This window comes from Rhodococcus aetherivorans (assembly GCF_025722975.1).
Classification (GTDB): Bacteria; Actinomycetota; Actinomycetes; order Mycobacteriales; family Mycobacteriaceae; genus Rhodococcus; species Rhodococcus aetherivorans.
This window is the reverse complement of record NZ_CP106982.1, coordinates 197,922-223,562: the sequence shown is the minus strand read 5'-3', so window position 1 is coordinate 223,562 and position 25,641 is coordinate 197,922. Positions and strand designations below refer to the sequence as shown.

Below are 25,641 nucleotides of genomic sequence, written 5' to 3'. Positions count from 1 at the left end.
CGGACCGCCCCGGTGTCGCAGACCCGGATGGCACGATGGAGGGGTGACTTCACCTCAAAAGACCGCAACCGCGACTCTGCACACCAACCGCGGCGACATCGTGATCTCGCTCTTCGGCAACCACGCTCCGAAGACGGTCGAGAACTTCGTCGGCCTCGCGAACGGCACCAAGGAGTACAAGACCCAGAACGCCAAGGGGGAGACCAGTGGCCCGTTCTACGACGGTGCGGTTTTCCACCGCGTCATCGACGGCTTCATGATCCAGGGCGGCGACCCGACCGGCACCGGTCGTGGCGGCCCGGGCTACCAGTTCGCCGACGAGTTCCACCCCGAGCTGCAGTTCGACCGCAGCTACCTGCTGGCCATGGCCAACGCCGGCCCGGGCACCAACGGTTCGCAGTTCTTCATCACCGTCGGGCCGACCCCCCACCTGAACCGACGCCACACCATCTTCGGTGAGGTCGCCGACGAGGCGTCGAAGAAGGTCGTCGACGCGATCGCCACGACGGCGACGGACCGCGCGGACCGCCCGGTCGAGCCCGTCGTCATCGAGAGCATCACCATCTCCTGAATCTCCGGAAGAGACCGATATGACGAACCCCGGCTGGGGCCACGCGGCCGGCGGGGGCGGCCACCCGCCCCAGCCGCGGTGCGTCCGGCATCCCGATCGCCCGACCCTGCTCTCGTGCAGCCGATGCGGGCGACCGGCCTGCCCCGACTGCCTGCGGCCCGCCGCAGTGGGTCAGCAGTGCGTCGACTGCGTCGCGGCCGCCCAGCGCGATGTCCCGCAGGCCCGCACCGTCGCGGGGGCGCCCATGCGGGCGCAGACGAACACCCCCCTCGTGACCTACATCCTGATCGCGCTGAACACCGCGATCTTCGCGATCACCGCCGCCCAGTCCGGCAGCGTGATGAACAACGAGCGCTCGTCGAGCCTGTTCTTCGAGTGGGCGCTGTGGCCGCCGATGATCGCGGTGCGCGACGAGTACATCCGCGTGCTCGGCAGCGGGTTCCTGCACTTCGGTGTGCTGCACCTCGCGGTCAACATGTTCGCGCTGTACGTGATCGGGCGTGACACCGAACTCGTCCTCGGCCGGCTCCGGTACCTGGCCGTATACCTGGTGTCCATCCTCGGCGGATCCGCCGCGGTGATGCTGCTCCAGACCGACGCCGTGACCGCCGGTGCCTCCGGCGCCGTGTTCGGCCTGCTGGGCGCGCAGGCGGTGATCCTGATGCGGCTGCGGCGCAGCCCCGCGCCGGTGCTGATGATCGTCGTCCTCAACGTCCTCATCAGCATCACCATCCCGGGCATCTCCCTGTGGGGACACCTCGGCGGCCTGGCCGCGGGTGCGGCGGCGACGGCGGCGCTGTTGTTCGCGCCGCGGGCGCTGGGCGCGGGCGACGACCGTGCCCGCTTCGTCCGGACGGGCTGGCTCGCGCTGGCAGCCGTCACGGTGGTCACCGTGCTGGTCCTCGTGCTGGCGGTCCTGCGCCTGCGGGCTCAGCTCGGCGTCTGATCCGGCGCCAGCCCCCGCACCGCGAGCGCGTCGTACACCGTGCGGGGGTCGGTGCCCAGGTCCCAGCGCCCGAAGATCAGCAGCTGCTCGTCGCCGCGGGGATCGCGCACGTCGATCTCCAGCATCGGCACGCGACGGCCGAGCCGCGGATACGCGACGATCCGCACCCGCATCAGGGCCGCGCGGGGCAGCTCGCGTCGTCCCGACAGACGGGTGACGGCCAGCCCGGCGCCGTCCGGAAGCACCTCGAGCCGCGGACGCTGACGGACCGCGAGGGCCGCGACCGCGAACGCCACCACGGCCGCGAGCCCGACGAGCGTGCGACCGGCGGCATCGGCCGTCGTCGCCGCGGCGACGGCGAGCACGATGCCGCCCGCCGTGAGCGCGGCGATCGCGAGCGGGGGTGTGGACCAGCGGAGCGATTCAGCCGCCACGGGGAGCTTTCCCCAGTTCATCCACAGGTTTGTCCACAGGTGGGGATGAACTACATCCCTGTAACCTCACCGCCATCTCATGGTCATGATCAGGCCGACGATCATGAACCCGAAGCCGATGAGGAAGTTGTACGCACCGAGGTCGTTCATCCACGAGATCTGCTCGGCCGCGAGGTAGTACACCACCAGCCAGGCCAGGCCGACGAGCATGAAGCCGAGCATCAGCGCGACGTACCAGGTGCTCGACGGGCCCGCCTTCACCTTCACGGGGGTTCGGCTCACCGGGTTGATCGTGTAGTCGGTCTTCTTCCGGACCTTCGACTTGGGCATGACGTCCTCGTTCGTGCGGTACCGCGCGGGGCGGACAGGTAGGTTGGGCAGCTACCTGATGTGTACTGCCAGTGTGAGTACACGCTAACGCAGAATCCGGAACGGAGGGTCCACGTGTCGGACGGCCGGGCCCGCGCGCTCGGGTGGACTGCCGCCGCGCTGGCCGTGTGTCTGCTCGCCGGGTTGCTGCTCGGCACCACCCGCGGGGTCTCCGACGGCGCGGAACTGCGCGTGAGCGACTCCGCGCGGCTGTCCGATCTCGTGCGGGCGGCGCAGGCCAAGGCCGACGAGCTCGCCGCCACCCGCGACGACCTCGCGGGACGCGTCGCCGAGCTGCAGGCGCAGGCCGCGGCCACCGACGACGACGTCGCTGCGGTGCTCGCCGACACCGCCGCCCTCGAGGACCCCGCCGGGCTGACCGCACGGCGTGGCCCGGGCGTCACCGTCAGCCTCACCGATGCCCCGCGCGGCGCCGACGGCCGGTATCCGGCGGACGCGTCGCCCGACGATCTCGTGGTGCACCAGCAGGACGTGCAGAGCGTGCTCAACGCGATGTGGGCCGGCGGGGCGGAGGCGATCGCCATGCAGGATCAGCGGATCGTCGCGACGTCGGCGCCGCGCTGCATCGGCAACACCCTGCTGCTGCACGGCCGCACCTACTCCCCGCCCTACGTGATCACCGCGCTGGGCGACCCCGCCCGGCTCGAGGCGGCGCTGGCCGCCGAGCCGGGCATCCGCGTGTACAGGCAGTACGCGGCCCGCTACGGGCTGGGCTACACGCAGCAGGCGTCGGATGCCCTGTCGGTACCCGCCTACACGGGCGGAACGACGCTGCGCTGACGGGTCGGTACCCTTTCCGCATGCGCATCCTCGTCGTCGACAACTACGACAGCTTCGTCTTCAATCTCGTGCAGTACCTGGGGCAGCTCGGTACCCGCGCCGAGGTGTGGCGCAACGACGACGAGCGGCTCACCGGCCCCGGCGCCGCGGACCGGATCGCGGCCGAGTTCGACGGGATCCTCCTCAGCCCCGGTCCGGGCACCCCGCAGCGGGCCGGCGCCAGCATGGACCTCGTGCGTGCCTGCGCCGCCGCGAGCACACCGCTGCTCGGCGTCTGCCTGGGCCATCAGGCGATCGGTGCCGCCTTCGGCGCGACGGTCGACCGTGCCCCGGAGCTGCTGCACGGCAAGACCAGCTCGGTGTGGCACGACGGCACCGGTGTGCTGGCCGGCCTGCCGGATCCGTTCACCGCGACGCGCTACCACTCGCTCACGGTGCTGCCGCAGACGATGCCCGACGAGCTCGTGCCGACCGGATACACCGAGAGCGGCATCGTCATGGCCCTGCGGCATCGCGAGCTGCCGATCCACGGCGTCCAGTTCCACCCCGAGTCGGTCCTCACCCAGGGCGGTCACCGGATGCTGGCGAACTGGCTGGCCGTGTGCGGCGAGGCGCCGGACGAGCAGCTGGTGGCCCGGCTGGAGGCGGAGATGGCGAAGGCGCTCGCGGGCGGCGCCGCCTGAGCCGTCCGCTCCGCGGACCATATCCGAGCGCAGCTCAGCGGATACCCAGCACGCCCACGCCCACGGTGATGGTCTCCGAGTTGGAGATCTCCGACCCCGGGGGCTGCTGCTGGGCGATGACCTTGCCCACGAGCTCCGGGTCGAGGGTGGCCTCACGGTTCTGCACGAGCTGCGCCGGCGAACCCGTCCAGCCGGCCGCCCGCAGCGCCGTCAGCGCCTCGGACACCGTCCTGTTCGTCAACGCCGGCATCTCGATGCGGTTCCCGTTGGACACCTGGATGGTGACCGTGTCGCCCTTCGTGGCGCTGGTTCCGCCCGCCGGGCTGCTCGACACGACCGTCCCGGCCGGCTGGCTGGAGTCGATCTCGTCGACCACGACGGTGAAGCCCGCGGCCTCGATGTTGTCGCGCGCCACCTCGGTGGCCTGACCCACGACGTTGGGCACGCGGATCTGCTCGGGGCCGCTGCCGAGCGTCACGCTCACCGCGCTGTCGCGGTCGGCGTCCGCTCCCGCGGCGGGACTCTGGTCGACGACGGTGTCGCGTTCGGCCGCCGACGACGGCGCCCGCGCCACATTCGGATCGAGCCGCAGCCCGGCCTCGGCCAGGGTCTGCAGCGCCTCCTGCTGGTTCATGCCCGCGAGCCGCGGGATCTGCACCTGTTCGGGCCCGCTCGAGACCTCGAGGGTGACGGTGCTGCCCTCCTCGGCCTGGACCCCGGCGACCGGCCGGGTGTTGACGACGTTGCCGCTGGCGACCACCGCGTCGGGCTTCATCTGCACCGACACCTCGAACCCGGCATCCTGGAGCCTGCTCTCCGCGATCTCCGCGGCGAGGTTGCGTACGTCGGGGACGGGGATCTGCGCGGCGCTCGAGCCGGGGCCCGAGGTCCACAGGAACACGCCGACGATGCCGACGATCACGACCGCGGCCAGGCCCAGCAGCGTGTTGCGCAGTGCCCGGGAACGTTGCGGCGCGGCCGCGGTCCCACCCGCGACGACTCCGGCGGCCCCGCGGTCCGCGCCGTTGCGCGGTGTCCCGGCGCCGTCGACGGCCCCGAGGATGGTGGTGCGGTCCTCGTCGGTCATCACCATCGGCGCGCTGGGCTTCTGGCCGCTGAGCACGCGGATCAGGTCGCTGCGCATCTCGGCGGCGCTCTGGTAGCGGTTCGCGGGGTTCTTCGCCATCGCCTTGAGGATCACCGAGTCCAGCTCCGGCGGGACGGCGGAGTTCACCGACGAGGGCAGCGGCGGATCCTCCCGGACATGCTGGTACGCGACGGCCACCGGGGAGTCGCCCTGGAACGGCGGCTTGCCGGTGAGGATCTCGAACAGCACACAGCCGACCGAGTACACGTCGGAGCGGGCGTCGACCTGCTCGCCGCGGGCCTGCTCCGGCGACAGGTACTGGGCGGTGCCGATCACCGCGGCCGTCTGCGTCATCGGGCTCGCGGCGTCGGAGATGGCCCGGGCGATGCCGAAGTCCATCACCTTGACCGCGCCGGAACGGGTGATCATGACGTTCGCGGGCTTGACGTCGCGGTGGACGATCATGTTGCGGTGGCTGAAGTCCAGGGCGGCGCACACGTCGGCCACGACCTCCATGGCCCGCTTCGGGGTCATCGGCCCCTGGGAGCGCACGATGTCGCGCAGCGTATCGCCCTCGACGTACTCCATGACGATGTACGGCAGCGGGCCGGCCTCGGTCTCCGCCTCGCCGGTGTCGTACACGGCGACGATCGCCGGATGGTTCAGCGCGGCCGCGTTCTGGGCTTCGCGGCGGAACCGGAGATAGAACGTGGGGTCGCGGGCGAGGTCGGCGCGCAGCACCTTGATCGCCACGTCGCGGTCGAGCCGCAGATCCCGGGCCAGGTGCACCTCCGACATGCCACCGAAGCCGAGGATCTCACCCAACTCGTAGCGGGAAGAGAGCTTGCGGGGTGTGGTCATGACTGTCCTCGGGTGACTGGCTCGATCGGGGTGAACGGGTTGTCTATGGCTCCGGGTTCGAGACCGCCGTCGCCGCCATCCGGCAACGAGACCGTGGTGGTGGTCGTCTCGGCCGTCGTCGTGGTGGCGGCTGTGGTCGTCGTGGCCGTCGTCGTGGTCGGCGGCGCGGTGGTCGTCGGCGCCTCCGTCGTCGTCGGCGGCGGCGGGGTGGTCGTCGTCGGCTCGGGGGTCGTGGTGGGCGCCTGCGTCGTGGTGGGAGGAGCCGTGGTGGTCGGTTCCTCCGTCGTGGTGGTGGTCCGCGGCGGCCGCGTGGTCGTCGTCGCGCGGGTGGTGGTCGTCGGGGCCTGCGTGGTCGTCGTGGACCGCGCGGGGCCCGCGTCACCCGAATTGTCGCCGCCCAGCAGCACCAGCGCCAACGCGACGAGCGCCAGGGCCACCGCCGCCCCGGCCGCCCAGGCGAGGGTCTTCGGGCTGGGGGAGCGCTTGTCGCCGGACGGGGTGGGTCCGGTGGGCGGCTGGTCGCCGCCGTTCGCGTACGTCGGGGCGTAGTACGGCCGCGACGGCGGAGGCGGGGTCGGACCGAGCGCGCGGGTCGCGGCGGTGGGCGCGGTGGTGCCCGGCACCCCGGGCGGCAGGATCCGCGTGGCACCGGTGACCGGCGGCACGTTGCCCGGCGGTGGCACCGGCCGCCCGGCGCGCACCGCGGAGACGGCGTCGGCGAACTCGCCGCCGCTGGTGTACCGGTACGCCGGATCCTTCGTCATGGCGATCTCGATGAGTTCACGCACCCCCGCCGGCAGGTCGGTGGGCAGCGGCGCGGGCGTCTCCTGCACGTGCTTCATCGCGACGGTGACGACGCTGTCGCCGAGGAACGGTCGCCGGCCGGCAAGGGCCTCGTACCCGACGACGCCGAGCGAGTACACGTCGCTCGCCGACGTCGCCTCCTGGCCGAGAGCCTGCTCGGGCGCGATGTACTGAGCGGTGCCCATGACCATGCCGGTGCGCGTCACCGGCGACGCGTCGACGGCCTTGGCGATGCCGAAGTCGGTGATCTTCACCTGGCCGGTGGGGGTGATGAGGATGTTGCCGGGTTTGACGTCGCGGTGCACGACCCCGGCGTCGTGGGCAGCCTGCAGCGCCCGCCCGGTCTGCTCGAGCATGTCCAGGGTGTGCGGCAGCGACAGCCGGCCCACCCGGGCGAGGACGGCGTTGAGGGGCTCGCCGTGCACGAGTTCCATCACGAGGTACGCGATGGACTGGCCCTCGGCGTCGGTGGTCTCGCCGTAGTCGAACACGCCGGCGATGCCGGGGTGGTTGAGCTGCGCGGTGGTGCGCGCCTCGAACCGGAAACGGGTCAGGAAGTCCGCGTCGCCGGAGAGCTCGGCCTTGAGGACCTTCACCGCCACCCGGCGGTCGAGACGGGTGTCGAGCCCCTCCCACACCTGTCCCATGCCGCCGGTGGCGATGAGCCGTTGCAGCCGGTATCGGTCGGCGATCATGGCGCCGCTGTGCAAAGCCATAATCAGCCTCTCTGCATTCCCGCCGCGATCACGGCACGTCCGATCGGCGCGGCAACCGAGCCTCCCGTGGCGGCGAGTGCGCGGTCGCCGCCGTCCTCCACGATGACCGCCACGGCAACTGTTGGCTGCTGGGCGGGCGCAAAGGCGATATACCACGTGTGCGGGGGAGTGTTACGGGGGTCGTCGCCGTGCTCGGCGGTACCGGTCTTCGACGCGATCTGGACCCCCGGGATCTTCCCCTCGCCGCCGGAGAAGTTCTCGGATCCGATCATCAGGTCGGTCAGGGTGGCCGCGACCTGCGGCGACATCGCCTGTCCTGCCGACACCGGCGTGGTCTCCGCCAGCACCGACAGGTCCGGCGACTGCAACTGCGACACCAGATGCGGCTGCATCCGGACGCCGCCGTTGGCGACTGTGGCGGCAATCACGGCGTTCTGCAGCGGGGTGAGTGCGACGTCACGCTGACCGATGCTGGACTGGCCGAGCGCGGCGCCGTCGGGGATCGGCCCGATCGTGCTCGCCGCGACGGGGACGGGGATGTCCACGGACTCGCCGACGCCCAGCGCCTCGGCCTGCTCGGCGAGGGCGTCCTTGCCGGTCTTCAGGCCCATCTCGACGAAGGCGGTGTTGCAGGAGCGGGCGAAGGCCTCGCGCAGGGTGGCGGTGGGGCCGCCGCCGCACGTCGCGCCGCCGTAGTTCTCCAGCGTGGTCGCGGTGTCGGGGAGGGTGATGTTCGGCGCGGCGGTGAACTGGTCGTCGGGAGTGGTGCCCGCGGCGAGGGCCGCGGCGGTCACCACGACCTTGAACGTCGAGCCGGGCGGGTAGGTCTGCGAGATGGCGCGGTTGAGCATGGGCTTGTCGGGGTCGGCGTTGAGTTCCTCCCACGCCTGCGAGGTGGCGGCGCCGTCGTGACCCGAGAGCCGGTTGGGGTCGTAGCTCGGGGTGCTCACCATTGCCAGGATGCGGCCGGTGCTCGGCTCGATGGCCACGACCGAGCCGGTGTAGCCCTTGGACGTGAGCTCGTCGTAGGCCACCTGCTGCATGACCGGGTCGACGGTGGTGACCACGTTCCCGCCGCGCGGGTCCCGCCCGGAGACCAGATCGAAGAAGCGCCGGCCGAACAGTCGGTTGTCGGAGCCGTTGAGGACCTCGTCCTCGGTGCGCTCGAGCCCGGTGCTGCCGTATTGCATCGAGTAGAACCCGGTCACGGGTGCATACGCGAGCGGGCTCATCGGCTGCTCGGGCGCGGCCGGGTAGGTGCGCAGGTACTTGTAGCGGCTGTCGGTGGGGACCGACACCGCCAGGACCTGTCCGCTCGCGGAGATCTGGCCGCGCTGGCGTGAGTACTCGTCGATGAGCACCCGGGAGTTGCGCGGGTCGGTGCGCAGGTCGTCGGCCTTGATGACCTGCACGTAGGTGGCGTTTGCGAGCAGCGCGACGACCATGAACATCACCGCCATCGCGACCTTGCGGAGCGGTGCGTTCATCCGCGCCCCAGCATTTCCGTCGGCGCGTCCGCGATCGGTGGCGGTGCCTTCTTGCGTGGGGCGGCGGGTTCGCGGGCCGCGTTGGAGATCTTCACCAGCAGTGCCAGCAGGAGGTAGTTCGCCAGCAGCGACGAGCCGCCGTAGGACATGAACGGCGTGGTGAGCCCGGTGAGGGGGATCAGCTTGGTGACGCCGCCGACGACGACGAACAACTGGATCGCGATGGTGAACGACAGGCCGGCGGCCAGCAGCTTGCCGAAGCTGTCGCGGACGGCGATCGCGGTGCGCATTCCGCGCATGATCAGGATCAGGAACAGGAGGAGGATGGCGCTGAGGCCGATGAGCCCGAGTTCCTCACCGATCGCGGCGACGATGAAGTCGGTCTTGGCGAACGGCACCTGCGCGGGACGTCCGCTGCCGAGCCCGGTGCCGGCGACGCCGCCGGTGGCGAGACCGAACAGCGACTGCGAGATCTGGTAGCCGGTGTTGTTGTAGTCGGCCAGCGGGTCGAGCCAGGTCTCCACCCGCACCCGCACGTGCCCGAACATCTGGTAGGCGAAGTAGAAGCCGACGACGAGCAGGGCACCGCCGATGAGCAGCCAGCCCACCCGCTCGGTCGCGATGTACAGCATCACCAGCACCGTGCTGAACAGCAGCAGCGACGTGCCGAGGTCCTTCTCGAACACCATGACGCCGATCGAGAGGATCCACGCGGCCAGGATCGGGCCCAGGTCGCGGGCGCGGGGGAAGTCCATGCCGAGCACGTGTTTGCCGGCGGTGGTGAACAGGTCGCGCTTGGCCACCAGCACGGAGGCGAAGAAGATGATGAGCAGGATCTTGGCGAACTCGCCGGGCTGGATGCTGAACCCGGGCAGCCGGATCCAGATCTTGGCGCCGTTGACCTCGGAGAAGCGGGACGGCAGCAGGGCCGGGACCGCGAGGGCGACGAGGCCGATCAGGCCCAGCGTGTAGCTGAACCGGGCGAGGAGCCGGTAGTCGTGCAGCAGCGCGAGCACCGCGACGAAGCCGGCGATGGCGAGCGCCGTCCACAGCACCTGCTGGTTGGCGTCGGGGGAGGGGATCGGCTGCCCGAGGTAGAGCGCGTTCTCCTCGTCGGCGAGGTCGAGCCGGTGGATCAGGACCAGTCCGAGGCCGTTGAGCAGCGCGACGATCGGCAGCAGCAGCGGGTCGGCGTACGGCGCGAACCGGCGCACCGCCAGGTGCGCGGCGAGGAACAGCACCGCATACGTCAGCCCGTACTTGGCCAGATCCAGGGTCACGGTCTGTTCCTGGCTCGCCTCGACCAGCATCAGCGACACCGTGGTGATCGCGATGGCGGCGACGATGAGCAGCAGCTCCGTGCCCCGCCGGGTGGACACGGCGGGAGCCGGGGCGAAACCTCCGGGAGGACTGGGGAAGGAAGCTCCGGGTGCGTGGGACACCGACATCAGGCGCCCACCCGGCAGTTCTGGCCCGGCACCTGCGGAACCGCCGGCGTCGGCTCGGGCGTCGGGGTCGGTGCGGGGGCCGGTGCCGCGGCGGGTGCGGGCTCCGACGCGGGAGCTGCCGGCGGCGTCGTCGGGGCCGGTGCGGGCGCCGGTTCGGGCGCCGGAGCCGGAGCCGGTGCGGGGGCCGGCTGTTCCTCGACGCACACCGGGAGCAGGTCGTTCTCGGCGAGACGGTTCATCTGGGTGCGCGCGTCGTCGAGGGATCCGGAGGGCAGGCCCGCCCGCACCTGCTCGCGGGCGGTCGGCTGCAGGTCGTCGACCAGCATGACGCGGCAGTCGGCCTCCTGCGGGGAGGTCAGGGTCAAGGTTCCGTCGTCGGCGAGGCAGCCGACGAGGGACTGTTCCTGCAGCGAGTAGCCGAGGATGTTGCCGGGTACGCCGCGCAGCACCGTGACGCGGCCGTCGTCGTCGCCGACGTAGTAGTAGCTGCGGATCATCGTGCGGCCCACGGCTGCCCCGGCGACGAGCAGTCCGAGCACCACGACCGCGACGAGCGGCCACCACATCCGGCTGCGCTTGCGCTTGGGCTCGGGTTCGTTCTGCACGACGACGCGCTTGGGCGTGGCCCGCGGCGGACGCATCGCGGCGGCGCGGCCCGCGGCGGTGTTGGGCGGCGGGGTGTCCTCGTCGTCCCCGGACGCGGCGCCGGCGACGATCGGGTGGCTCTGGCCGTAGTCGAGGTCGATGACGTCGGCGACGACGACGGTGACGTTGTCGGGGCCGCCGCTGCGCAGCGCGAGTTCGATGAGCCGGTCGGCGCACTCGTCCTGCGTGCCCTCGCTCAGGGTGTTGGCGATGGTCTCGTCGCTGACGACGTCGGACAGGCCGTCGGAGCAGATGAGGTAGCGGTCGCCGGCGCGCGCCTCGCGCACGGTGAGGGTCGGTTCGACCTCGCTGCCGGTGAGGGCGCGCATGATCAGCGATCGCTGCGGGTGGCTGTGCGCCTGCTCGGGCGTGATGCGGCCCTCGTCGACGAGGGACTGCACGAAGGTGTCGTCGCGGGTGATCTGGGTGAGCTGGCCGTCGCGCAGCAGGTAGGCGCGCGAATCGCCGATGTGGGCGAGGCCGAGCTTGCTGCCGGCGAAGAGGATGGCGGTGAGCGTGGTGCCCATGCCGTCGAGTTCGGGTTCCTCCTCGACCTGATCGGCGATGGCGGCGTTGCCCTCGCGCACGGCGGCGGCGAGCTTGCCGAGCAGGTCCCCGCCGGGTTCGTCGTCGTCGAGGTGGGCGAGCGCCGCGATCATCAGCTGCGAGGCGACCTCGCCGGCGGCGTGGCCCCCCATTCCGTCGGCGAGGGCGAGCAGGCGGGCCCCCGCGTACACGGAATCTTCGTTGTTGGAACGAACCAAGCCGCGGTCGCTGCGGGCGGCGTAACGCAGTACGAGGGTCACGGGCGGAGCTCGATCACGGTCTTCCCGACCCGGACAGGTGTGCCCAGGGGTACGCGGACGGCGGTGGTGACCTTGGCACGGTCCAGGTACGTGCCGTTGGTCGAGCCCAGGTCCTCGACGTACCAGTCCGACCCGCGCGGCGACAGGCGGGCGTGCCGGGTGGAGGCGTAGTCGTCGGTGAGGACGAGGGTCGAGTCGTCGGCCCGGCCGATCAAGACGGGTTGGGTGCCGAGCGTGATGCGGGTGCCCGCAAGCGCGCCCTGGGTCACCACCAGGAACTTCGCGGACTTGCCGCGGCCCAGCGAGGGCAGCACCGACTGGTTGCGCGGCGAGTAACGCGGGACCGGACGTGCGGCACCGGCGTAGATGTCCGACCGCAGCGTGCGCAGGATCGCCCAGATGAACAACCACAGCAGGAGCAGGAACCCCGCCCGGGTCAGCTGCAGAATCAGCCCCTGCACGGCTCGCCCTCCTTCTGCGTATCGGCCCGGTGCGGTGTCGTCCGGTGCGCTGCGGTCACCCACAATACGGACCCCGGGCGACGAGACGCATCGTCCGGCGCGTTGCCGACGCGTCGGATGGGTCTCGTGCCGGTTCCGATCGGGTCTCGGTCCCCGGCGTTCAGAGAATGCGCACCAGGATCTCCGAGTGTCCCGCCCGGATCACGTCGCCGTCGGCGAGCTGCCAGTCCTGCACGGGCGCGCCGTTGACGGTGGTGCCGTTGGTGGAACCGAGATCCGAGAGCATGGCCACCTGCCCGTCCCAGCGAATGTCGATGTGGCGCCGGGAGACACCGGTGTCCGGCAGCCGGAACTGGGCGTCCTGCCCGCGTCCGACGATGTTGCTGCCCTCCCGGAGCTGGTAGTAGCGCCCGCTGCCGTCCTCGAGCTGGAGCGTCGCGGTCAGCACCCGGCCGGCCTGCGGGGGCTGGTACGCGCCGGCGCCGTAGCCCTGATCCGCATAGCCCTGATCCGCGTACCCCTGGTCGGGGTAGCCCTGCTGGCCGTAACCCTGCTCCGCGTAGCCCTGGTCGGGGTAGCCCTGTCCGGCGTAGCCCTGCTGGCCGTAAGCCTGGTCGGCGTAGCCCTGGTCGTAGCCGCCGGGCTGGGCGTACCCGCCCTGGTAGCGGTCGTCGCCGTAGGCCTGCTGCGACGGGTACTGCGGGGAGTAGTCGCGCCCGTAGTCCTGGCTGTACGCCTGTCCGGAGTGGCCGCCGTAGCCCCGCTCCTCGCCGTAGCCCCGGTCCTCGTGGCCGCCGGCCCGGCCGTAGTCCTGCTGGTCGTAGCCGCCGGCGTCGTAACCGCCCTGCTGCTCGCCGCCGTAGGGCGCCTGCGCGGCGGGATACGCCCCGCCGTTCCGCTGGCCCTGCTGGTAGCGCTGATCCTGGCCTACGTGCGCGTGACCGTTCCGCGCGTACTGCGGTTCGGCGCTCTCGGCGGGGTCACGGCTTGGGTCGTAGCCTGGATTCTGCGTCATCGAGCCAACTCCTGGGTCGGGGGTCACGGTTGAACGGTTGTGCGGTGTCCGCGAGGCCGGGGCGCGCACCGGTGAGCGCCCGACGTCGGGGTCGACCGACCCGTGCGTGCGGAACTGCCCGGTGTGCAGTGCCGCCGACGACTCGAATGCGACCTGGATCTGACCGTAGGTCTGCCACCCCTGCTCGCGGATGAAGTCCTCAAGGTGACGCGCGAACGCCTTCACCGTCAAGTCCCGATCCGCGGCGAGGGCTTCGTGATCGGATTCGCTGATCGTGATCACGTACCGGTTGGGAGCCAGCATGTGGCCCCGGTCGAGCTGCTGGACGCCGTCGGTGGCCTCGCGCTGGAGCGCGGCCTCCACTTCCTGCGGAACTACACCGCCACCGAAGACGCGCGCGAACACGTCGCTGACGGCAGCCTGCAGCTTGCGCTCGAATCGCTGCGCGATACCCACGGCGACCCCCTTTCCGGTCTGCGTGTCGCAATGCAGAGCTCGCTTCTGCATGGTATCGACTTTTCGTCCGATCCGGCCCGGTGGAGGGGGCGGCGCTGCCCCGGCGGGCCGGTGCAGCGTCGGCAAAGGGCCTCTGTGCAGGCGAATCGTTGTTCGGCGGGAGGGTGTGTTACTGTTCTCCAGTCGCTCGGGCGAGTGGCGGAATGGCAGACGCGCTGGCTTCAGGTGCCAGTGTCCTTCGGGACGTGGGGGTTCAAGTCCCCCTTCGCCCACCATGAGCAGTTCCACGAACTGCGACGGACGAGGTCACGAACTCGAAGGAGGTCGTGGCCTCGTTTCGTTGATCGATCGGACGGGCGGTCCGATTCGGATTCGGTCTTCGGGCGTGTTGTCATAGAGCGGTGATGACCCTGACACAGCCCTGGTGGCCGTACTTCTAGCGGCCTTGTCGACTGTGTTGTCCGGCCGCCTTCTCCGCGGTCGGTGACGCTCACTTTCCTGTACGACGGTGATACCGGTCGGCGGGTGAGGTGGCCTCGATCCGAGAGGAACCACCCCGTGACCCACGACATCGATACCGCACCCACGACAGGTATCGGCGAGATGCTGATCAGCTCCCGTTCACTGGACGAGTACCGGTCGATGTTCAATCTCACCGACGAGGACCTGTCCCGCACAATCCTGGACTGTCCGGGCGGCGCCGCGGGGTTCACCAGCGCAGTGAACCGCCTCGGCGGTGACGTGACCGCATGCGATATGGCCTATTTCGACCGCGAGACCGAACAACTCGCCGTCGTTGCGGTAGCTGAAACCGATCGTGGGAACCGGTACATCCGAGCCCACGCCGAACATTACGACTGGACGTTCTTCGCCGATCCCGACGAGCATGCACGCGTGCGTCGGCAGGCAGTCGAGGAATTCGCCGCAGATATCCGCCGGCATCCGCGCCGCTACGTTGCCGGGCGGTTGCCGTCCTTGCCGTTCCCCGATGCCGCTTTCGATCTCGTGCTCAGCTCGCACCTGCTGTTCAGCTATTCCGACCGCCTCGATCACACCTTCCACCTCGACGCGATCCGGGAACTGATGCGTGTCGCCCGCGGTGAACTGCGGGTCTTTCCGCTCGTGGTCTCGGGTTCCTCGGTTCGCTATCCCCGCGTGGACGAGCTGCTCACCGACCTTCGGAACCACGACATCGCCGGTGAAGTCGTCGAGGTCGACTACCGGTTCCAAAGGGGCGCTCACCACATGCTGGTGTGCCGCCACATCACCTCGCATGCTCCGGAAGCTGCAGGTTCGGCCTGATACGGACTCGCGTCTCGGGTCAGGAAGTCCGCAAGGGTGGCCCTCGCCGAGCAGGACGGGTAATGCTCCGGAGAACTCAGGGAAAAGCTCTGGAACGCCTCTGCAGAAAGTGCTGCCGACCAGGTATCGCGAACCGCACACCATCACCTCGGGCCCCCGATCCATACGGATCGGGGGCCCGAGTCGTTGTCCGGTCGCTCGGCGCGCCCGCTCAGGAGCCGGAGCCGGCGAAGCGCGTCCGCAGGTTCGCGATCATGCAGTGCAGTTCCCGCTGGGTCTCGCGCAGCCGCCGGGCCTCCGCCTCGTATCGCTGTGCGGCGGCGACGGAGCCGCTGCCGCGTTCGATCCGCGCGCAGGTCTCGGCGGTCGTGAGTGCCGCGGCGACGCTGTCGTTCTCGCGGTGGAGGATGCCGAGGAACACCTGGCCCTGATGGGCGTCGGCGACGGTGTGCTCGTCGCCGGCCGCCGCGAGGTCGACGAGGTTCGTCGCGCCCCCTCGCGCGGGCCGGGCGGTCGTGCGGGTTGCCGTGCGGGTCGTGCTCATGGCGAGCAGTCTGGCACGTACCCGCGTCCTGCATGCAGGATGCACGGACTGTTTTGCCCGACTCGGGACGTTTGCCCAGATGGTTGAGTGTTCAATCAGTTGCCCTGTGACGGACATCTCCGCGCATCCGCGTCCGGGGACGGTTCCCGGGGCTGAACAGGGCCAAACCTGATGTGACTCACTTCACGGAACTTTTGTTTCCGTACCCTAACCACCCCCTGTTACCCTTTCGATACCGCTGACCGCAGCTGATTTAATCGCTGCGGTCAGTTGTTATTTATGGGGTTTTTACGTTCGCGTGCTAGGTGATCCGGCCGCTCTCAGATTCCTGTGGTGCCCCGCGGATACGCCGCCGTGACGTCCGTCAGCACGTTCACCAGATACGGCACCCCGGACGCGAAGGCCCGGTCCAGCGCCGGACCGAGCTCCCGCGGATCCGTCACCAGCTCACCGCCCGCCCCGAGAGCGGTCGCGACCAGGTCGTACCGCGTGCCCGGCGCCAGGTCGGCTGCCACGTCGTACCCGTACAGCAGCTGCATCGGTCCCTTCTCGAGTCCCCACGCCGAGTTGTTGCCCACCACGATCACCACGGGCAGCTCGTGCCGCACGAGGGTGTCGATGTCCATCAGCGACAGACCGGCAGCACCGTCGCCGAGCAGCAGCACCACCTGACTCGACGGCCGCGCCACCCGCGCCGCGACGGCCGCGCCGAGCCCGGCGCCGAGACAGCCGTACGGCCCCGGATCGAGCCACTGCCCGGGCCGCTTCGGCTCGACGAACTTGCCCGCGAACGACACGAAGTCACCGCCGTCGCCGATGACCACGGCGTCTTCGGCCAGCCGCGGCAGCAGTTCGCCGTAGATCCGGGCCGGGTGGATCGGATCGGCCTCGGCGGCCAGCAGGGCGGCGTCGCGCGCCGCGGCGGCAGTTACTTCGTCGCGCAGTCCGGTCACCCAGACGTCCGTGTCCGGGCGCGACGACAGCGCCGACAGGATGCCGTCGAGGCACGCCGTGAGGTCGCCGGACACCGAGCCGGCGAGTTCGGCGTGTGCCGACACCTGACCGGGGGAGTCGGCCACGTGCACCACCCGGGCCGCGGGCGCGCCGTCGCGCCCACCGAACCGGCCGTAGCCGAGGCGGAAGTCCAGTGGGGTGCCCACGACGATCGCCAGGTCGCAGGTCCCCACCGCGGTGCCGCGGGCCTTGGTGACGAGGAGGGGATGGCCACCCGGGACCACCCCGCGGCCCATGCCGTTGGTGATCACCGGGATGCCGGCCTCGTCGACGAACCGCAGTGCCGCCTCCTCGGCGTGATCGGCCCACACGTCGGTACCCAGCACCAGCAGCGGCCGCCGTGCCCCGGCGAGCAGGGCGGCGATCTCCGCCAGCGACTCGGAGTCGGGCTCGAGCCGGACCGCGGCCGGCGGCGACGGACGCGGCAGGGTGGCACGGCCGAACAGTTCGTCCATCGGCACGTCCACGAACGCCGGCCCCCGGTGCGACGTGCGGGCCGCCGTGAACGCCTCGTCGACCAGCGGGCCGACGCGATCCACGGTCGCCGCCGTCTCGGACAGCTTCGTGACGGTGGACAGCAGCGGCGGCTGGTCGAGTTCCTGCAGGCTGCCCGTGCCCCAGCGGGCGTTGGGTGCGCGGCCGCCGAGCACCACCAGCGGCGACCCCGCGAAGTACGCCTGGGTGACGGCACTGACGCCGTTCGTCACGCCCGGCCCGGCGGTGAGCACGGCCAGCCCGGGATGCCGCAGGAGCTTGCCGGTGGCCTCGGCGGCGAACACCGCGGTCTGCTCGTGGCGCACGTCGATCAGCCGCATGCGTGCTTCACCCTTGACCGCGGCGTCGTACAGCGGGAACACGTGCGCGCCGGAGAGGGTGAACATCGTCTCGACGCCGTGGGAGCGGGCCACCGCCGCGGCGTGATCGCCGCCGTGCCCCTCGAGGTCCGGGCTCATGGCGCGAAGGGTACGGCCGAGGGCACTGCCGTGGGGCGGGTTCGGGGGAACACGAGCGTGGTCGCCGGGCCGGGGGTCCGGGGCGGAGGCCGGCTTCCGATCGAAAGTTGTTGTAGTACAGCTGGAAAGACACACCGGTGGATGCGTCACGCCCCTCGCCGGGTCGCGAGGCCGACCACGGCGTCGCGCAGGCCCGTCCAGTGCTCGGCGGTGGTCACCCGGCTCGCCGCGTACGACGCCCGCACGAGAAGCCGGGTGGCGCGTCGCCGGGCCCGGTCGTACCGGCCGAGCGCGTCGCGCACGTCGAACCGGGCGAGCAGATCCGCGAGGGTGGCCGCGTCGACGATCGCCTCGCAGGCACCGCGGCCGAGGTTGGGGGTCATGGCATGGGCGGCGTCGCCGAGCAGTGCGACGTTGCCGCGCACGTACGACGGCAGCGGCGGGGACTGGTAGATCTCGTGGTGGAGCACCGTCGCCGGATCCAGGCGGTTCAGCACGTCGCGCACGGCCGGATGCCAGTCGCCGAACCGGGCGACGAGGTCGTCGACGCCGCCGGTGGTGCCGGCCGGCGCGCGGACGGCGGCGAACCAGTTGATCAGGCCGCCCTCGCGGGGCGTGATGCCGAACAGCGCACCCGCCCCCCACGTCTCGGTCGCGGTGTCCACGGTGCCGTCCACCCAGCCGCGCCACGCCGCGATGCCGGCGTGGACGGGCCGGTGGTCCGGGCCGAAGAGGGCGTCACGGGTCGGACTGCCCAGGCCGTCCGCGCCGATCACGATGTCGTAGCCGGCGAGCTCGGTCAGCGGCGGAGCGGGCCGGCCGAGCCGTACCGCCTCGTCGGGCAGGCCCGCGGCGAGCAGGCCCAGCAGGGCCGGCCGGGAGAGCAGTACGGCGGGACGCCGGGTGCGAAACCGTGCGAGCTCGCGGCCGTCGGGCCGCATGATCGCGCCGCGGTCCAGTGCGACGCCGAGCCGCTCGACGCCGCCGCCGAGCCCTGCCGAGGCGAGTGCGTCGAGCGCGGCCGGCCACATTCCCAGGGCCGTCCCGGTGGGCGGCAGCGCGGGGGAGCGCTCGAACACGTCGACGTGCCAGCCCCGCCGGATCAGTGCATTCGCTGCGGTGAGCCCGCCGATGCCCCCGCCGAGGATCGCGGCCTTGCCGCCGTTGTTCCTGGTCATGAAGTCAAGGTACTACGGATGTAGTGTCATGTCACTACTGTTGTAGTGTCGAGATGTGACCGACAAGCGCGCAGCGGTGCTCGACGCCGCGATCGACCTGCTCGGCCGGGAAGGGTTGCGCGGGCTCACTCATCGCGGGGTGGACGCGGCCGCCGGCGTGCCGGCCGGTTCCACGTCGAACTACTTCCGCACCCGCCGGGCCCTGCTCGAGGGCGTCCTCGACCGCCTCGTCGAGCGCGACCGGGCCGACGTCGCCGTCCTCGGCGGCGGAAACCTCCCGCGCACCGAGGAGGAGCTCGTCGACATGCTCGCCGGGTACGTGATGTTCGCGACAGGCCCCGATGCCGTACGTACCCGCGCCCGGTTCGCGCTGTTCGTCGAGGCCACCGCCTCGCCGTCGCTGCGACGGTCCGTGCAGCGCCGCCGCGACGAACTGCGGGGCATGGGCCTGGCGGTGCTCGCCGCCCTCGGGTCCTCGGATCCCGTCGCCGGGGCGCGCGTGCTCACCGACCACCTCGACGGGATGATCCTGCACCGTCTGACCTCGGACGATGTGGATCTCGACCCGCGCGACGACCTCCGCCGGATGGTGCGCGCGCTGCGGTGACGAGGCGCGCCGGGCGGCCGTGCGTCAACCGCGTGTTAACGGGCGGTCACCGGCTCGTTAGGGATGGATAGGATAGCCTTGGTTGCGTCGTCCCCCGGCGGCTGACATATCGTTGTATGCAACACGGTGGACACACGACGTCCAAGCCGACCGGGAGGTCCGGCCCGAGCTGCCGAAAATTGGCACCCGCATCGTCGCGGAAGGGCGGATACTGAACGGTGATCGGTGCCGATCCACCACGTGTCGGTACTTGCTCACGCAAGTAGATGGCCATCAGCGCTGCTGGTCGTCGCTGCAATCTAACGCAACGAAGGCTAGGTATGAAGCATCTTCCCGGGCCGCAAGGGCTCTACCACCCGGCGAACGAGCACGACGCCTGTGGTGTCGCATTCGTCGTCGACATGCATGGTCGCCGCAGCCGGGACATCGTGGAGAAGGCGATCACCGCTCTGGTGAACCTCGAGCACCGCGGCGCAGCGGGCTCCGAGTCGAACACCGGCGACGGTGCCGGCATTCTCATCCAGGTCCCGGACCGCTACCTCCGTGAGGTCGTCGACTTCGACCTGCCGCCGATCGGCTTCTACGCCACCGGCATCGCCTTCCTGCCGCAGGACGAGAAGGCCGCCGACGAGGCCGTCGCCGCGGTCGACGCGATCGTCGCCGAGGAGGGCCTGCAGGTCCTCGGCTGGCGCGAGGTTCCCGTCGACCCCTCCGACCTGGGAACGCTGGCCCGGCAGGCGATGCCGAGCTTCCGCCAGATCTTCATCACCTCGCCCGACCGGACCCTCGGTGGCCTGGAGCTCGAGCGGCGGGCCTACGTGGTCCGCAAGCGCACCGAGCACGAGCTCGGCCGCGAGGGCGCCGGCCAGGACGGCCCCGGCAGCGAGACGGTGTACTTCCCGAGCCTGTCGGCGTCGACCTTCGTCTACAAGGGCATGCTCACCACGCCGCAGCTCGAGGGCTTCTACCGCGATCTGCAGGACGAGCGCGTCGAATCGGCGCTGGGCCTGGTGCACTCGCGCTTCTCCACCAACACCTTCCCGTCGTGGCCGCTGGCGCACCCGTTCCGCCGTGTCGCCCACAACGGCGAGATCAACACCGTCACCGGCAACGCCAACTGGATGCGTGCCCGCGAGGCGCTCATCGACTCCGACGTGTTCGGCGGCCGCGAGAAGCTCGAGAAGATCTTCCCGGTCTGCACCGAGGGCGCGTCCGACACGGCCCGCTTCGACGAGGTGCTCGAACTCCTGCACCTCGGCGGCCGCAGCCTGCCGCACGCCGTGCTCATGATGATCCCCGAGGCGTGGGAGCGGCACGAGTCCATGGACCCGGCCCGTCGCGCGTTCTACGAGTACCACGCGGCGCTCATGGAGCCGTGGGACGGCCCGGCGTCGGTGTGCTTCACCGACGGCACCGTCGTCGGCGCGGTCCTCGACCGCAACGGCCTGCGCCCGTCGCGCGTGTGGGTCACCGACGACGGCCTCGTGATCATGGCCTCCGAGGTGGGCGTGCTCGACATCGAACCGCAGAAGGTCGTGCGCAAGCTGCGCATGCAGCCCGGTCGCATGTTCCTCGTCGACACCTCGCAGGGCCGCATCATCGACGACGAGGAGATCAAGAGCGCCCTCGCCGCCGAGCACCCCTACCAGGAGTGGATCGACCAGGGCATCGCCCGGCTCGAGGATCTGCCCGAGAGCAAGTACACCTACATGTCGCACGAGCGGGTCGTGTTGCGGCAGCAGGTGTTCGGGTACACCAGCGAGGAGGTCAACCTCCTGGTCAAGCCGATGGCCGCGACCGGCGGCGAGGCGCTCGGCTCGATGGGCACCGACACCCCCATCGCCGTGCTCTCCGCGCGTCCGCGAATGCTGTTCGACTACTTCTCGCAGCTGTTCGCGCAGGTCACCAACCCGCCGCTCGACGCCATCCGGGAGGAGGTCGTCACGAGCCTGGGCGGCATGCTCGGGCCCGAGGGCGACCTGCTGAACCCGACCGCCGACTCGTGCCGGCAGATCCTCGTCTCCGCGCCGGTCATCGACAACGACGACCTGCAGAAGCTGATCCACGTCAACGACGACGGCAAGTTCCCCGGCTTCAACAGCGTCATCATCCGCGGCCTGTACCCCGTCGCCGAGGGCGGCGAGGGTCTGCGCCGCGCGCTCGAGAACATCCGCGGCGAGGTCTCCGAGGCCATCGAGAAGGGCGCGCGCCTGATCCTGCTGTCGGACCGCGAGTCCGACGAGAACCTCGCGCCGATCCCGTCGCTGCTGCTCACCTCCGCGGTGCACCACCACCTCGTCCGCGAGAAGACCCGCACCAAGGTGGGCCTGCTCGTCGAGGCCGGCGACGCCCGCGAGGTGCACCACATCGCCGCGCTGTGCGGTTTCGGTGCGGCCGTGGTCAATCCGTACATGGCCTTCGAGACCATCGACGAGCTGCTGCAGAACGGCGACCTGCCGGACGGCATCACCCTCGACAAGGCCCTCGCGAACTACATCAAGGCCGCCTCGAAGGGCGTGCTCAAGGTGATGTCCAAGATGGGCATCTCCACGCTCGCCTCCTACACCGGTGCGCAGCTGTTCCAGGTGATCGGCCTCTCGCAGGAGGTCGTCGACGAGTACTTCACCGGGATGCAGTCGCAGCTCGGCGGAATCGGCCTCGACGAGATCGCCCAGGACGTCGCCGCCCGGCACTCCCTCGCCTTCATGGACCGTCCGTCGGAGCACGCCCACCGCGAGCTCGAGGTCGGCGGCGAGTACCAGTGGCGCCGCGAGGGTGAGTTCCACCTGTTCAACCCGGACACGGTGTTCAAGCTCCAGCACGCCACCCGCACCGGGCAGTACTCGATCTTCAAGGAGTACACCAGGCTGGTCGACGACCAGTCGGAGCGGCTCGCGTCGCTGCGTGGCCTGTTCGAGTTCCGCAAGGGTGCCCGCCCGGCGGTGCCGCTCGAGGAGGTCGAGCCGGCGAGCGAGATCGTCAAGCGGTTCTCCACGGGTGCGATGAGCTACGGCTCGATCTCCGCGGAGGCGCACGAGACCCTCGCGATCGCGATGAACCGCCTCGGCGCCCGCTCGAACTCCGGTGAGGGCGGCGAGCATCCGGACCGCTTCACCCCGGACGCGAACGGCGACTGGCGTCGCTCGGCGATCAAGCAGGTCGCCTCCGGCCGGTTCGGTGTCACCGCGCACTACCTGACGAACTGCACCGACATCCAGATCAAGATGGCGCAGGGCGCCAAGCCGGGTGAGGGTGGTCAGCTGCCCCCGCACAAGGTGTACCCGTGGGTCGCCGAGGTGCGTGGTTCGACGCCGGGCGTGGGCCTGATCTCGCCGCCGCCGCACCACGACATCTACTCGATCGAGGATCTCGCGCAGCTGATCCACGACCTGAAGAACGCCAACCCGCAGGCCCGCATCCACGTGAAGCTGGTCTCCGAGATCGGTGTCGGCACCGTCGCCGCGGGTGTGTCGAAGGCCCACGCCGATGTGGTGCTGATCTCCGGTCACGACGGTGGCACCGGCGCCTCCCCGCTGACCTCGCTCAAGCACGCGGGTGCGCCGTGGGAGCTCGGCCTCGCCGAGACGCAGCAGACGCTGCTGCTCAACGGTCTGCGCGACCGCATCGTCGTGCAGGTGGACGGGCAGATGAAGACCGGCCGCGACGTGGTCATCGCCGCCCTGCTCGGCGGTGAGGAGTTCGGCTTCGCCACCGCTCCGCTGGTGGTGTCCGGCTGCATCATGATGCGCGTGTGCCATCTCGACACCTGCCCGGTGGGCGTGGCGACGCAGAACCCGGTGCTGCGCAAGCGGTTCACCGGCAAGCCGGAGTTCGTCGAGAACTTCATGCTCTACATCGCCGAGGAGGTGCGCGAGTACCTGGCCGAGCTGGGCTTCCGCTCCCTCGACGAGGCGATCGGCCGGGTCGACATGCTCGACACCACCAAGGCCGTCGACCACTACCGTGCCTCGAAGCTGGACCTGTCGCCGCTGCTGGAGCAGACCCGTTCGCCGATCTTCTGCGAGCAGGACCTGCACTGCACCAAGGAGCAGGACCACGCCCTGGACAAGGCGCTCGACAACGAGCTCATCACGCAGGCGAGGCCGGCGCTCGAGTCGGGTACGCCGGTGACGATCGAGACCAAGATCGCCAACGTCAACCGCACCGTCGGCACCATGCTCGGCCACGAGCTCACCAAGGTGTACGGCGGGGAGGGCTTGCCGGACAACACGATCGACATCACCTTCACCGGTTCGGCCGGCAACAGCTTCGGCGCGTTCGTGCCCAAGGGCATCACGCTGCGGCTGTTCGGCGACGCCAACGACTTCGTCGGAAAGGGCCTGTCCGGTGGCCGGATCGTCGTCCGCCCGCCGCTGAACGCGGCGCCGGGCTTCGTCGCCGAGGACAACATCGTCGCCGGCAACGTGATCCTGTTCGGTGCCACCAGTGGCGAGGCTCTCATCCGCGGCGTGGCGGGTGAGCGGTTCGCCGTGCGTAACTCGGGTGCCACGGCCGTCGTCGAAGGCGTCGGCGACCACGGCTGCGAGTACATGACCGGTGGCAAGGTGGTCATCCTGGGCAAGACCGGCCGCAATTTCGGCGCCGGCATGTCCGGGGGTGTCGCGTTCGTGTACAACCCCGATCGCGACTTCGAGGACAACCTGAACACCGAGCTGGTCGATCTCGAGGACCTCGAGGGCGAGGACTTCCTCTGGCTCAAGGGCGCCATCGAGCGCCATCGTGACGAGACGGGCTCCGAGGTTGCAGCCCGCATTCTGGCCGACTGGTCGCAGCAGGTCAGTCACTTCGCGAAGGTCATGCCTCGCGATTACAAGAAGGTGCTCATGGCAATCAAGGACGCCGAGATTCGAGGCGCGAACGTGGACGAGGCGATCATGGAGGCGGCTCGTGGCTGATCCGACCGGTTTCCTCAAGCACGGCTCGCGCGAAACCCCTGTGCGCCGGCCGGTTCCGCTGCGGCTGCTCGACTGGAAGGAGGTGTACGAGCCGTTCCCGCTCGACACCCTCCAGGTCCAGGCCAGCCGCTGCATGGACTGCGGTATCCCGTTCTGCCACAACGGTTGTCCCCTCGGGAACCTGATTCCCGAGTGGAACGACCTGGCCTACAAGGGCAAGTGGAACGACGGCATCGAGCGCCTGCACGCCACCAACAACTTCCCGGAGTTCACCGGCCGGCTGTGCCCCGCACCGTGTGAGGCCTCCTGCGTCCTGGGCATCAACCAGGACCCGGTGACCATCAAGCAGGTCGAGGTCGAGCTCATCGAGAAGGCCTTCGACGAGGGCTGGGTCGCGCCGGTCATGCCGTCGAAGCTGACCGGCAAGAAGGTCGCGGTCGTCGGCTCCGGTCCGGCGGGTCTGGCTGCAGCGCAGCAGCTCACCCGCGCCGGCCACGCGGTGACCGTGTTCGAACGCGAGGACCGCATCGGTGGTCTGCTGCGCTACGGCATCCCCGAGTTCAAGATGGAGAAGGCCGTCATCGACCGCCGCCTCACGCAGATGGAGGCCGAGGGCACCGTCTTCAAGGCGGGCGTCAACGTCGGTGTCGACATCACCGCCGACGAGCTGCGCGAGCAGTTCGACGCGGTCGTGCTCGCCGGTGGCGCCACCGAGGCCCGTGACCTGCCGATCCCCGGTCGTGAGCTCGACGGCATCCACCAGGCGATGGAGTTCCTGCCGATCGCCAACCGCGTGCAGCTCGGCGACCTGTCGGAGCCGACCATCACGGCGAAGGGCAAGAAGGTCGTCATCATCGGTGGCGGTGACACCGGCGCCGACTGCCTCGGCACCTCGCACCGTCAGGGCGCGGCCAGCGTGCACCAGTTCGAGATCATGCCGCGTCCGCCGGAGCAGCGCGCCGAGTCGACCCCGTGGCCGACCTACCCGCTGATGTACCGCGTGTCCTCCGCGCACGAGGAGGGCGGCGAGCGCGTGTTCTCCGTCAACACCGAGCAGTTCGTCGGCAAGGACGGCAAGGTCGCCGCCCTGAAGGCGCACGAGGTGAAGATGGTGAACGGCCGCTTCGAGAAGGTCGAGGGCACCGACTTCGAACTCGAGGCCGACCTGGTGCTGCTCGCCATGGGCTTCGTCGGCCCCGAGAAGCCGGGCCTGCTCACCGACCTCGGCGTGGACCTGAACGAGCGCGGCAACGTCGCCCGCTCGACGGAGTGGGCCACCAACGTCGACGGCGTCTTCGTCGCCGGCGACATGGGCCGTGGTCAGTCGCTCATCGTGTGGGCCATCGCGGAGGGTCGTTCCTGCGCGGCGGCGGTCGATCGGTACCTCGAGGGTGCAACGGTGCTCCCTTCGCCGATCACCACCACCACGATGCCGCAGCGCTGAGCGCTGAGGTAGCAGAACCCACGACGGGCGCGCCCACCGGAAATCCGGTGGGCGCGCCCGTCCCGTTTCGTCCGTTCGGGACGGTTCGCGCGT

General features: G+C 70.3%; 20 protein-coding genes and 1 tRNA gene. 9 read left to right on the top strand and 12 right to left on the bottom strand.

Annotated elements, in window-relative coordinates; all coding sequences use genetic code 11:
- Positions 1-43 precede the first annotated feature (43 nt).
- Complete coding sequence (locus tag OCS65_RS01060) at positions 44-571, top strand: peptidylprolyl isomerase (protein WP_006942206.1); 528 nt, start codon at positions 44-46, stop codon at positions 569-571.
- Positions 572-590: 19 nt separating this feature from the next.
- Entirely contained in the window at positions 591-1,517 is a 927-nt protein-coding gene (locus OCS65_RS01055) for a rhomboid family intramembrane serine protease (RefSeq protein ID WP_050034265.1), read from the top strand.
- On the opposite strand, the gene OCS65_RS01050 is transcribed toward OCS65_RS01055, so the two are convergent.
- Both OCS65_RS01050 and crgA read right to left on the bottom strand, forming a co-directional pair.
- Entirely contained in the window at positions 1,502-1,972 is a 471-nt protein-coding gene (locus tag OCS65_RS01050) for a PH domain-containing protein (RefSeq protein WP_263508478.1), read from the bottom strand. The two genes, OCS65_RS01055 and OCS65_RS01050, sit on opposite strands and share 16 nt — an antisense overlap.
- 45 nt (positions 1,973-2,017) lie before the next feature.
- Complete coding sequence (crgA, locus tag OCS65_RS01045) at positions 2,018-2,281, bottom strand: cell division protein CrgA (RefSeq protein WP_006942200.1); 264 nt, start codon at positions 2,279-2,281, stop codon at positions 2,018-2,020.
- Between the two features lie 114 nt (positions 2,282-2,395).
- Here crgA and OCS65_RS01040 point away from each other — a divergent pair, with 114 nt between their 5' ends.
- A complete protein-coding gene (locus OCS65_RS01040; protein WP_043799077.1) occupies positions 2,396-3,121 on the top strand; it encodes a DUF881 domain-containing protein in 726 nt (241 codons plus the stop codon).
- Positions 3,122-3,141: 20 nt separating this feature from the next.
- A complete protein-coding gene (locus OCS65_RS01035) occupies positions 3,142-3,804 on the top strand; it encodes an aminodeoxychorismate/anthranilate synthase component II (protein ID WP_006942196.1) in 663 nt (220 codons plus the stop codon).
- A gap of 34 nt (positions 3,805-3,838) precedes the next feature.
- Here the strand turns inward: OCS65_RS01035 and pknB are convergent, their stop codons facing one another.
- The 7 genes from pknB to OCS65_RS01000 all read right to left on the bottom strand — a co-directional run bounded on the left by pknB (position 3,839) and on the right by OCS65_RS01000 (position 13,641).
- On the bottom strand, positions 3,839-5,752 hold the full coding sequence (gene pknB / locus OCS65_RS01030) for a Stk1 family PASTA domain-containing Ser/Thr kinase (protein WP_006942193.1): 1,914 nt from the start codon (positions 5,750-5,752) through the stop codon (positions 3,839-3,841).
- Positions 5,749-7,272 (bottom strand): serine/threonine-protein kinase, encoded by a 1,524-nt coding sequence (locus OCS65_RS01025; RefSeq protein WP_044476249.1) that lies wholly within the window; start codon positions 7,270-7,272, stop codon positions 5,749-5,751. Before OCS65_RS01025 ends, pknB begins: the two co-directional genes overlap by 4 nt.
- Positions 7,273-7,274: 2 nt before the next feature.
- On the bottom strand, positions 7,275-8,759 hold the full coding sequence (locus OCS65_RS01020; RefSeq protein ID WP_050034268.1) for a peptidoglycan D,D-transpeptidase FtsI family protein: 1,485 nt from the start codon (positions 8,757-8,759) through the stop codon (positions 7,275-7,277).
- Positions 8,756-10,207, bottom strand: coding sequence for an FtsW/RodA/SpoVE family cell cycle protein (locus OCS65_RS01015; RefSeq protein WP_029546825.1), 1,452 nt, complete (start codon positions 10,205-10,207; stop codon positions 8,756-8,758). Before OCS65_RS01015 ends, OCS65_RS01020 begins: the two co-directional genes overlap by 4 nt.
- Positions 10,207-11,658, bottom strand: a complete 1,452-nt coding sequence (locus tag OCS65_RS01010; protein WP_029546826.1) for a PP2C family protein-serine/threonine phosphatase — start codon at positions 11,656-11,658, stop codon at positions 10,207-10,209. Before OCS65_RS01010 ends, OCS65_RS01015 begins: the two co-directional genes overlap by 1 nt.
- Positions 11,655-12,119: an FHA domain-containing protein FhaB/FipA gene (locus tag OCS65_RS01005; RefSeq protein ID WP_006942182.1), complete on the bottom strand. Its 465-nt coding sequence runs from the start codon at positions 12,117-12,119 to the stop codon at positions 11,655-11,657. Before OCS65_RS01005 ends, OCS65_RS01010 begins: the two co-directional genes overlap by 4 nt.
- A 160-nt stretch (positions 12,120-12,279) precedes the next feature.
- A complete protein-coding gene (locus OCS65_RS01000; protein ID WP_072633822.1) occupies positions 12,280-13,641 on the bottom strand; it encodes an FhaA domain-containing protein in 1,362 nt (453 codons plus the stop codon).
- 138 nt (positions 13,642-13,779) lie between these two features.
- On the opposite strand from OCS65_RS01000, the gene OCS65_RS00995 reads away from it, so the two are divergent.
- A tRNA-Leu gene (locus OCS65_RS00995) sits at positions 13,780-13,865 on the top strand.
- Between the two features lie 283 nt (positions 13,866-14,148).
- Complete coding sequence (locus OCS65_RS00990) at positions 14,149-14,892, top strand: methyltransferase domain-containing protein (protein WP_082120158.1); 744 nt, start codon at positions 14,149-14,151, stop codon at positions 14,890-14,892.
- 211 nt (positions 14,893-15,103) lie between these two features.
- On the opposite strand, the gene OCS65_RS00985 is transcribed toward OCS65_RS00990, so the two are convergent.
- From OCS65_RS00985 to OCS65_RS00975, 3 genes are all read right to left on the bottom strand, one after another.
- The gene (locus OCS65_RS00985; protein ID WP_029546827.1) at positions 15,104-15,436 is read right to left on the bottom strand and encodes a hypothetical protein; all 333 of its coding nucleotides are present in this window, start codon (positions 15,434-15,436) and stop codon (positions 15,104-15,106) included.
- A 320-nt stretch (positions 15,437-15,756) separates the two neighbouring features.
- A complete protein-coding gene (locus OCS65_RS00980; protein WP_168578834.1) occupies positions 15,757-17,403 on the bottom strand; it encodes an acetolactate synthase in 1,647 nt (548 codons plus the stop codon).
- 146 nt (positions 17,404-17,549) lie between these two features.
- Positions 17,550-18,581: an FAD-dependent monooxygenase gene (locus tag OCS65_RS00975; RefSeq protein WP_029546828.1), complete on the bottom strand. Its 1,032-nt coding sequence runs from the start codon at positions 18,579-18,581 to the stop codon at positions 17,550-17,552.
- A 55-nt stretch (positions 18,582-18,636) separates the two neighbouring features.
- On the opposite strand from OCS65_RS00975, the gene OCS65_RS00970 reads away from it, so the two are divergent.
- The 3 genes from OCS65_RS00970 to OCS65_RS00960 all read left to right on the top strand — a co-directional run bounded on the left by OCS65_RS00970 (position 18,637) and on the right by OCS65_RS00960 (position 25,548).
- Positions 18,637-19,188: a TetR/AcrR family transcriptional regulator gene (locus tag OCS65_RS00970; RefSeq protein ID WP_006942168.1), complete on the top strand. Its 552-nt coding sequence runs from the start codon at positions 18,637-18,639 to the stop codon at positions 19,186-19,188.
- Between the two features lie 320 nt (positions 19,189-19,508).
- Entirely contained in the window at positions 19,509-24,104 is a 4,596-nt protein-coding gene (gene gltB, locus OCS65_RS00965) for a glutamate synthase large subunit (RefSeq protein WP_006942166.1), read from the top strand.
- Positions 24,097-25,548 carry a glutamate synthase subunit beta gene (locus OCS65_RS00960; protein WP_006942164.1) on the top strand — a complete coding sequence of 484 codons (1,452 nt, stop codon included), beginning with the start codon at positions 24,097-24,099 and terminating at the stop codon, positions 25,546-25,548. Before gltB ends, OCS65_RS00960 begins: the two co-directional genes overlap by 8 nt.
- Positions 25,549-25,641: the final 93 nt, after the last annotated feature.

What these genes read in the sequence shown, in the direction of transcription:
- OCS65_RS00985 (WP_029546827.1), bottom strand. Translation starts at nt 15,436, where the DNA reads ATGAGCACGACCCGCACGGCAACCCGCACGACCGCCCGGCCCGCGCGA.
- OCS65_RS01050 (WP_263508478.1), bottom strand. Translation starts at nt 1,972, where the DNA reads ATGAACTGGGGAAAGCTCCCCGTGGCGGCTGAATCGCTCCGCTGGTCC.
- OCS65_RS01020 (WP_050034268.1), bottom strand. Translation starts at nt 8,759, where the DNA reads ATGAACGCACCGCTCCGCAAGGTCGCGATGGCGGTGATGTTCATGGTC.
- OCS65_RS00980 (WP_168578834.1), bottom strand. Translation starts at nt 17,403, where the DNA reads ATGAGCCCGGACCTCGAGGGGCACGGCGGCGATCACGCCGCGGCGGTG.
- OCS65_RS01055 (WP_050034265.1), top strand. Translation starts at nt 591, where the DNA reads ATGACGAACCCCGGCTGGGGCCACGCGGCCGGCGGGGGCGGCCACCCG.
- OCS65_RS01035 (WP_006942196.1), top strand. Translation starts at nt 3,142, where the DNA reads ATGCGCATCCTCGTCGTCGACAACTACGACAGCTTCGTCTTCAATCTC.
- OCS65_RS01025 (WP_044476249.1), bottom strand. Translation starts at nt 7,272, where the DNA reads ATGGCTTTGCACAGCGGCGCCATGATCGCCGACCGATACCGGCTGCAA.
- crgA (WP_006942200.1), bottom strand. Translation starts at nt 2,281, where the DNA reads ATGCCCAAGTCGAAGGTCCGGAAGAAGACCGACTACACGATCAACCCG.
- gltB (WP_006942166.1), top strand. Translation starts at nt 19,509, where the DNA reads ATGAAGCATCTTCCCGGGCCGCAAGGGCTCTACCACCCGGCGAACGAG.
- OCS65_RS01015 (WP_029546825.1), bottom strand. Translation starts at nt 10,207, where the DNA reads ATGTCGGTGTCCCACGCACCCGGAGCTTCCTTCCCCAGTCCTCCCGGA.
- pknB (WP_006942193.1), bottom strand. Translation starts at nt 5,752, where the DNA reads ATGACCACACCCCGCAAGCTCTCTTCCCGCTACGAGTTGGGTGAGATC.
- OCS65_RS00975 (WP_029546828.1), bottom strand. Translation starts at nt 18,581, where the DNA reads ATGACCAGGAACAACGGCGGCAAGGCCGCGATCCTCGGCGGGGGCATC.
- OCS65_RS01000 (WP_072633822.1), bottom strand. Translation starts at nt 13,641, where the DNA reads ATGCAGAAGCGAGCTCTGCATTGCGACACGCAGACCGGAAAGGGGGTC.